Below are 8,392 nucleotides of genomic sequence, written 5' to 3'. Positions count from 1 at the left end.
TAACTTACCAATTACCAATTAACGATGTCCCTGAATACATAGTAATTAACCGAACTGTTCACACAAGTTTTGATCCTTAAACCTTTTCTAGTCTAACCAAAGCATTGTAGTCTGGAATATCTACTTCAGGCGATCGCTTCCCTTTATCCAATAGCACATTTCCTTCAGGCCAATGTACCTGTAAATTTCCTGGTGTAATCGGTGCGATATGGATCTTTCCTTGGAATTGACCCTGTTGATTCCTCAGAATTACAGCATCGCCATGGTTTAATCTCAGTTTTTTAGCATCCACCCGACTCATCAGCACGGCCTTTCGCTTTGCCCCAGTAATGGCATCTTTCTGTTCTTGCACCATGCTGTTAAATTGTTTACCTCGCCTGGTTGCTACCAAGAAATGACCTTCTGGCAGTTCTAGCTTCGGTGGAGATAAAGGGGAAAAATGGGCTAAACCATCCGGTGTGGGGAAATTCCAGCCAAAGCAAAGATGGGAACCGCCATACTGGAACTGATCACCGGCTTCCTTAAGATGTTGGATACCAGCATACTGGGGGATAACCTGGGCAATTTCTGCCCGAATCGCGGCTGTGCTATCAAAGTTTAATTTATCTGCTAAATCCGGACGAACTCGCCGTGCTAGTTCCATAAAAACTTCCCACTCCGGACGGGCTTCCCCAATCCGAGGGCCAGGAATTTCTGGACTGAAAATCACCCGTCTCTCGGTACTGGTTTCAGTTACTCCCCCTGGGATTTCGTAGCGAGTCGTGGCGGGTAACAAGACTACGGTTTCTCCAGGTTCTACTAACATTTGACTGGAGAGGACAATATCCATATGGACTCTCAGAGGGATTCGCTGTAGTGCCTCTTTGATATATTCTGGTTCTGGCAACACCTCCAGGAAATTGCCTCCGACGGAAAACAGTGTATCCAACTCCCCTGAATGGGCAGCATCAATCATTTCCGCTGCTGTTAATCCTTTGGTGGTGGGGACCTCAAACTGCCATTGTTGGCTGAGCTTAGCAGCATTTTCTGGAGTAATGGGCTTGCCAGCAGGAAAAACCGTGGCATAGCATCCCATTTCTGCTCCTCCTTGCACCCCAGAGTGACCCCGAATCGGCATTAACCCACAGCCTTCTCGACCAACAAACCCTTTTGCTAAGGCTACGTTAATGATGGCTCGCACATTATCTTCGCCACACTGATGTTGGGTAATACCCATGCTCCAGACAAACACAGCTTTATCAGCTTCAGCTAGCATCTTGGCAAAGGCGTACATGTGTTCACGGGAAGTACCGGAAAGCTGTTCTAGTTCTTCCCAAGATTGGTTAGCTAGGGTTGCTTTTAATTGCTCAAAATTAGTCGTATGATTTTTGATGAAGGATGAGTCTACCCAATGGTTAGCAATCATCTCCTTAAGGGTGCCATTGAGGAATGCCATATCCCCACCCATGTTGATTAAAAAGAAGTCTTCGGCAAATTTAGTACCAAATAACGCACTTTCGGGAATCGAAGGCACCCAATAGCGTTCCATACCTGGTTCTTGGTAAGTGTTAATTACCACGATTTTGGTACCAGCCTTCTTAGCCCAGTGGAGATACTTAACGGTAACTGGCTGATTGTTGGCAACGTTAGAGCCAATAAATACTAATAAATCTGTGCCAATCCAATCTTTATAAGAACAAGTAGTAGCTGCTACTCCTAATCCCCCTTTAAGTCCAGCAGTACTGGGAGAATGGCAGATGCGAGCAGCATTATCTATATTATTAGTCCCGATCGCTCGCACTGCTTTTTGGGCAGCGTAGTAGGTTTCATTTACTGTACCTCTACTGGTTAGATAAACGCTGAATCGGTTGGTGCTGGTGTCAATAGATGAAGAGAAACTCTTCCGTAGGGAATTGCTGATTAATTCCAGTGCTTTATCCCAGCTAATTCGACGGAATCCTTTCTCCCCTCGTTGCCGCATCATCGGGTAAGGAAGCCGTCCCAAATCCCGCAGTTGGATACTTTTTTTCCTCTGAAGCTGGGAGACATCTGCTAGAATTTCGGGGTCAAATGCTGCCATGGTATTCATCCGCAACAACCGCAGCCGGACATTACAGACATGGACGCCATCAAGAGTCCAGTCTTTCATACCAGTAGTTCCAAGGGCACAACCATCGCAGACTCCTTGATTTAAGATATCCCAAGCATAGGATAACTGGTCTCGGTTTTCCCAAGCTGCTCTGAAGACTTCCCAATAATTGTTCGGGTATTGTTCACCAATACCGAATGGTTTCCAGTTTGCCCAGTGGGAAGGAGTCCAGCGTTTTTTTGGTTGACGCAGCATGAGTTTGGAGTAACGTTAAAATCTGGGTACTTGATCACATTACCATAAACTTTAGCAGACAAACTATTACGGAATATTAATTTTTTATCTATTACTAATTAGAGCGAGTAAAGGAGAGTTTAGGACATATTTTTTGTGGTTAAAGCGAACAGGTAATAGGGAACAGGCAACAGCGAATCGAAATATGTATTAACCGTCAGCTGTCAGCTATAATCCTGAAAATAAACCTGTTTCAGGATAATTTAATAATTCGAGATTATATCGAATTTAAAGTCTGGGTAAAAGCCCATCATCTTTCCAGAATAGAGATTAGCAACAAAGCTCCTCAAATAGCTTAGCCATTCCCGTAGCGTGGCCATTACCATAGGGTGGCCCAAAGGCCAAGGCCAACGGCTGATATCTGAATGCTTACTCTTAACCTTTACTTCGACTGCTATACAAAAGATTGGGAGGCACGTATCCTATGCCTAAAAAATTTGTAGCACTATTAGATACTATTAGATAAGATTACCAAAATGATAAAACTACCGATAAGGTCATATAGCAGTTCTCAATTGGGTATTGAAAACTGCTATCAACCAACTATGAATCAGCACCGTAGCAAAACTAAATCCCAAGTCTGGGTATTGGAAAACAGCCAAGTGCGATCGCGTTTAGATCAACTGGCAACAGAAGAACCCTTGGAAATTCGCCTGACCTCTGCCCAGAAAACCGTTGCGGTGACCATGCGCACCCCAGGGGCAGATTTTGAACTAGCAGCAGGGTTCCTCTATAGTGAAGGAATTGTAAAGGATCGGGATGATATTCAACGGATTAGCTACTGTGTGGATTCTAATCGAGATGGTGAGCAGCGCTATAACATTGTGAATGTGACCCTGAGGGAGGAACTGACTCCAGATTTGCAACCCCTCGAACGCCACTTTTTTACCAGCAGCGCCTGTGGAATTTGTGGAAAAGCCAGTCTTGAGGCACTACGGTTGCGAGGGTGTTCAGTGATCTGTGATCCTATGGAAGTCAGCACTGAGGTAATTTACAGCCTTTCGGAACAGCTGCGTTCGGCTCAATCAGTGTTTTCCACAACAGGGGGAATCCATGCTGCTGGGTTGTTTAATTCCCAAGGAGAGTTACTCTCGTTACAAGAAGATGTAGGACGTCACAATGCTGTGGATAAATTGGTGGGTTCAGCCTTATTAACTAATCAACTGCCCTTAAGCGATCGCATTGTGATGGTAAGTGGGCGCTCTAGTTTTGAAATTTTACAGAAATGTCTGATGGCTAGGGTACCAATTGTTTGCGCAGTATCTGCGCCCAGCAGTCTAGCGGTAACCCTAGCGAGAGAGTTTGGGATTACTCTAGTGGGATTTCTGCGGGGAAAACGGTTTAATGTTTATTCTGGGAAAGAGCGTATTTGCAGTTTTTTTGATCATGGTTGATATGTCAGCATTCAGCCGTCAGCTTAAAGCTCGCGCTGTATCGCTGATTCAAAAGCTGTTAAGTGTAACTTACCCTATTCAAATAGTATGCCCATAGCCCATAAGCTGATAGCTGAATGCCTGGTTGACTGACAAAACTATTCAACAGCGTAGTGGTACGTTTGTATTTTGAATGGATTAGACAGTAAATCAATACCTAGTTTGGTGCGGGTAAGGCAGGCAGGATAAAAGCCGAAGCGGCTCGAATGACAGCGGAACGTTCTTTGAAAGGAACGCGACCCCCTGGATAGGTTGTATATTGCTGACAAAATTCTACTAATTCTGTCGCTGATTCAGTCGTTGATAATCCACTTAGAATAAAAGTGAGTCGGTCAGGAGCAGCTAAAGTCACATTGCAAGGGCGACTACAGGCAGCCATACAGCGAACCGGCTGAAGATGAACGGTATCTTGTAAATTTCGGACAGCTAGTTCAGTTTGGAGTTGGTTGATAAAGTATTGGCCTCCTGACAAACCGCCTCGGCTTTTTTCTGTCGCAGAAAATCGACAAAGAGAACAGACGAATAAAGTTGCTGGAATCATTTTGAATAGAAGTGAAATCAATCAGTGAGTTTAACTTGAGCAAGGCTGAATCTTTGAGGCCGGGGATACCGCCCCCAAGGATGATTAAGTCATAGGTGAATCCACTCATGAACGCACTAAATTATCGTTGTTTTGCTCAAAAGCCATGTTTTGGGGGGACACCCCAGGGGATGCGGCCCGCACAGCCCGGAACATGCCAAAGCGACACAATCCCGCCCCAAAGGCTAGTCGCATCAGCAAGAAGGTGGGCACTTCCCGCAGGGACTTGATGAACCCGACAAAACCAAATTTGAGTAATCCGCCTGGGCGGACAAGGCCCTGCCAGATAGAATCCAGCCAGGCGGGGAGGGTTTCCTGAGTCCAATCAGCAGTGGCCACCTGGCCTGCGACCAGCCCCGTCGCCTCCAACTGTTCTGAAAAGCCTTCAATGCTGGAAAAGGCCGGGTGAGACCATTGATCCAGCAGTTGTCGCATCACCGGACGCTCCCACCAGTTCAGGGGTTTGCTTCGGTCGTCCCGCTGATTCCAGTCGGCAATGACCAGAATTCCACCCGGTTTCAGAACCCGCAATAGCTCTTTGGCAAACTGCGCCTTGTCAGCTATATGTGGGCCTACCTCGATCGACCAGACCACATCAAAACTGGCATCGGGGAATGAAAGAGCCAGGGCATCATCGACCTGAAAGTGGGCATTCACCCCAGGCGGTGTCAGTTCTTGAGCACGTCTGACTTGCTGAGGGCTGATGGTGATTCCCGTGACGGCAAAACCACAGTCCTGCGCCAGAATGCGACTGCTGCCGCCAATGCCACAGCCCACATCTAAGACCGTAGTACCGGCAGAAAGCTTGTCTAACCCACCCCAAAGCACCATTTCATGCACAAAATCTGACTTGGCTTGGAGAAAATCCTTTTTGCGGGACGGAGAGCCGTAGTGCCCCAGGTGGATATGTTCGCCCCAGTAGAACTCTAAAATGCCATCATTCGTCCAATCGTCATAGGAATTGGCAACAGAATCAGGAGATTGATAGCGACGAGGCGTGAGGAGATAAAGCGCAATCCCGACTATCAGGAGTGCCAGTAAAATTCCCAGCGTAGCAACTAACACATTCATTTAGATTAAACCTCAACCTTCAATACTTCTGCCTTCAATATCTTTAACTGTTGCACTGTTCGTTTCTCCCTTACTTTCACAACTGGAGGCTGAACTCGGCATCGCCTCGGTGGCTTGCCGAAAAGATGCGTTCGCGCAGCGTCCCCTTTGGGGAATCGAAACCAAACGTTCTGAGGCAGCATCCCACAGAAGGAATTGGGAGCAGTCCAGCAGATTTCTGATTCGCAGGGTCTTTACATCCGAGAGCAGATGGCTATTTTCACGATAACAAGCTGCAAGATGGTAATTTGGTATTCTTTCGCAGAGATGATGAATAGTGTGATAGCCGATGTCTGCCGTAAACCATCTGAGAACGGCGGGTAATTCTAAATAACTGGTGCCCTCAACTGCACCGAGAACATAGTTCCAGCCTGCTGTTTTGTGAGCATACGCACCCTCAAAAATATGCTGCACAAAAAAGATCCAGATGAAAATTGTTGCAGAACAACTGAGTGTAATAGAGTAAATACTCCAAAACAGCCCAACTCCCCATAAATGGCTCAGGAAAATCCAACCACCAACCACACAAATGTTGTTAAACAGTAGATCCCAATATTCAGCAACGGACTGCCAATGTTTCGACTGATGAGCAGAGACGGTTTGCCCTAAGTTAAACCCTGAACCCTGCTTCAAATCCGTGAATACATGATGGATGAAATCATAAACTCCCATGATTAAAACTAACCTGGGCTTGATGACCAGATAGAAAAAGCCCCCTGGAATCGCCATCAATGGATGTCGCAGGACTTCATACAGTCTTTGCTTGAACGGATCGAGCTTAGAAAACTCCTCAGTGGATAAGAAATCGGCAACGCCCCGATATCGCTCCCAGTCGCCATTGGTTTTGTGATGGTAGGCATGATCTCTCGACCAGGCATATTGGGGCATCGCGTTGATCACACCCAGCAGAAACCCCATGATTCGGTTCATTGATTTTGACCGAAACAGAGAATAGTGTCCGCAATCATGCATCAATGAAAAACAGCGCAGGGAGAAAAGAATTAGCAGCGCAATAATCGGGGGTAGAAGCCACAGCGAAATCGATGCTGCTTTCACAGCCAAGAGCCATAAAAGAACATAAGGGACAACGGTATTGAGAATTTGATAGGTTGCCCGTAGGTTGCTGCTCTTCATGTATGGCATCAAAACAAAGTCAGTTTTTCTGAGCAGATGCGGTGGTTTTAGTTGCCGGGAAGATTCACGTTTTACAAAGGGATGAACCGATGTAGAGATCTGTCCAGTATGATACAGATAATACTTGAGCATAATGGGTCTCAATTCAGTGATACATTGGGATTAGTTGTGCTAGGCAATTCTCGTTCCGAGACGCTACGGGATTATTCCGAGACACGCTTCTTGATCGCCCGTCAGGGTTACTGCACCCCTCCTGCTTCAAGGTACAAACGGCTGGGTGAAACTCGTCCCAGGTTTTACAAACTTGCTCGTAACATTTTTGTAGAATTCAAGGCAGCAAAAACTGACATCATTAACTGCACGATGCAGCATCATGAAGATTCATTAGTCTGAGTCATGAACTGAGATGGGTCGAAATCACAGTTGATAGGGAAACCTCTGCAATTTGGGTTTGATTCTATACAGAAACAAGACCAATTCCCCAATTGCAAATTAACTGCGTTGGCGAAGCCTGTCGGAAGGACATCGCTATCTAAAAACTGCTGCTCTTTTTTTTAAAATGCAGGCAGTCACCCCTCTATCCAAAGGACTCAGTTCAAATGTGTTGTTCAAATTCAGTTACAATCGCAATCGCTTCCGAGCTTCAGGAAAGCTTCCCTCAGAATTGAATTGAAAAAATACTGGATTGACCATCATCCGTACCTCGCAGATGTTGCAGAACATGGACTTTTTATCGGCGGGCATCCTGACTGAGAGCGATAACGTCTCCTTCACAGTTGCGGTACAGCGTGGGATTCTCACCCAACTTTCCCCGTTTCTTCTAGCGGCTGATCCCCACTAAAACCGATAAGTCATTTTATAGCATACTACATTTTCTTGCTTAGAAACATGTATAGCCATTTTCAATCGCCTGAGGTACAGATTTGAGAGGTGGCTGCCCACCGCACCGCCACCTCTTGCCAGCGTTCCTGAAATAGTCTGTGGAGTAAAGGCCCGACTAAATCAACGGTAGAGGGAAAATCCTTGTATTCAATCTTTTGATTACCATAGAGGGGTTCAACAGCGCGGTGATTCAGTGGAATTACCCAGCCAGAAAAGTCAGTCATGGAGTGTTAACGATTAAATCACAGACTGGCGACGGTTCACGATGCGCCAAAGCAATAGGCTATGGACAATTGTAATTCCTCCAGACCAAATCAAATGTTTAACAAACAACTTACCCACAATCTCCCAACCCATTCGATGCCCATCTGCTAAGACTGGATAAGCAAACAGAATTAATCCTTGATACAGTGCAAATCCCAAAAGTGAGGCGATCGCCATCCATCTCAAATATCTACTAAAGGAATCCCGACACCAACCTGGCCACCAACTTGCCGCAACAGCAGCCAACAGGGTACCGATTCCCATCAATGCTCCCCAGGTGAAAGCGGTGGATGTTAGGGGATAGCCCCGCAATCCAAATCCAATAGCTTGATTGACCAACCAAACTAGCAACGCTACACCCACAGCCCGTTGTCGAGACAAGGTCGCCCCACTCATGCTTGCAAAGGCAGCTAGAGGCGCGTGGGCATAAACCCCATTACTCGCAACTCCCACTACAAGTAAGGTGAAAGGCCAAAACCTTCCATTTGCTATGAGTCTCCAAGCTTGAGCTGTAATGTTTGGGTTAGATGTACTACTTTGATAAGTTTTCATGGGAAAGGCTCTGTAATTATTTGTTAGAGTCGATGCCTGGTATTACTCAGGGCACCTCTCCTTCAAATCTGGGCG

At 46.2% G+C, this 8,392-nt stretch carries 8 protein-coding genes and 1 riboswitch; of the genes, 2 read left to right on the top strand and 6 right to left on the bottom strand.

Going from position 1 to position 8,392, the window contains the following annotated elements; genetic code table 11:
- Positions 1 to 76: 76 nt before the first annotated feature.
- A complete protein-coding gene (locus tag AC4II3_RS19155) occupies positions 77 to 2,323 on the bottom strand; it encodes an FdhF/YdeP family oxidoreductase (protein WP_488013176.1) in 2,247 nt (748 codons plus the stop codon).
- A gap of 584 nt (positions 2,324 to 2,907) precedes the next feature.
- On the opposite strand from AC4II3_RS19155, the gene fdhD reads away from it, so the two are divergent.
- A complete protein-coding gene (gene fdhD / locus AC4II3_RS19150; protein WP_488013178.1) occupies positions 2,908 to 3,756 on the top strand; it encodes a formate dehydrogenase accessory sulfurtransferase FdhD in 849 nt (282 codons plus the stop codon).
- Between the two features lie 196 nt (positions 3,757 to 3,952).
- Here the strand turns inward: fdhD and AC4II3_RS19145 are convergent, their stop codons facing one another.
- The 3 genes from AC4II3_RS19145 to AC4II3_RS19135 form a co-directional block, all read right to left on the bottom strand.
- The gene (locus tag AC4II3_RS19145; RefSeq protein WP_488013180.1) at positions 3,953 to 4,336 is read right to left on the bottom strand and encodes a DUF1636 domain-containing protein; all 384 of its coding nucleotides are present in this window, start codon (positions 4,334 to 4,336) and stop codon (positions 3,953 to 3,955) included.
- 105 nt (positions 4,337 to 4,441) lie between these two features.
- A complete protein-coding gene (locus AC4II3_RS19140) occupies positions 4,442 to 5,446 on the bottom strand; it encodes a methyltransferase domain-containing protein (protein ID WP_488013182.1) in 1,005 nt (334 codons plus the stop codon).
- A gap of 12 nt (positions 5,447 to 5,458) precedes the next feature.
- Complete coding sequence (locus AC4II3_RS19135; RefSeq protein WP_488013190.1) at positions 5,459 to 6,619, bottom strand: fatty acid desaturase; 1,161 nt, start codon at positions 6,617 to 6,619, stop codon at positions 5,459 to 5,461.
- A 108-nt stretch (positions 6,620 to 6,727) separates the two neighbouring features.
- Between AC4II3_RS19135 and AC4II3_RS19130 the strand changes: the two genes are divergently transcribed.
- Positions 6,728 to 7,012 (top strand): hypothetical protein, encoded by a 285-nt coding sequence (locus tag AC4II3_RS19130; RefSeq protein ID WP_488013184.1) that lies wholly within the window; start codon positions 6,728 to 6,730, stop codon positions 7,010 to 7,012.
- 325 nt (positions 7,013 to 7,337) lie between these two features.
- A riboswitch (cobalamin riboswitch) is annotated at positions 7,338 to 7,482 on the bottom strand.
- A gap of 39 nt (positions 7,483 to 7,521) precedes the next feature.
- Here the strand turns inward: AC4II3_RS19130 and AC4II3_RS19125 are convergent.
- Both AC4II3_RS19125 and AC4II3_RS19120 read right to left on the bottom strand, forming a co-directional pair.
- A complete protein-coding gene (locus AC4II3_RS19125) occupies positions 7,522 to 7,725 on the bottom strand; it encodes a hypothetical protein (protein WP_488013186.1) in 204 nt (67 codons plus the stop codon).
- 13 nt (positions 7,726 to 7,738) lie between these two features.
- Positions 7,739 to 8,317: a hypothetical protein gene (locus tag AC4II3_RS19120; RefSeq protein ID WP_488013188.1), complete on the bottom strand. Its 579-nt coding sequence runs from the start codon at positions 8,315 to 8,317 to the stop codon at positions 7,739 to 7,741.
- Positions 8,318 to 8,392: the final 75 nt, after the last annotated feature.

The organism is Moorena sp. (genome assembly GCF_982860115.1).
Note: the sequence above shows the minus strand (reverse complement) of the source record. Positions and strands in the feature narration are given on the sequence as shown.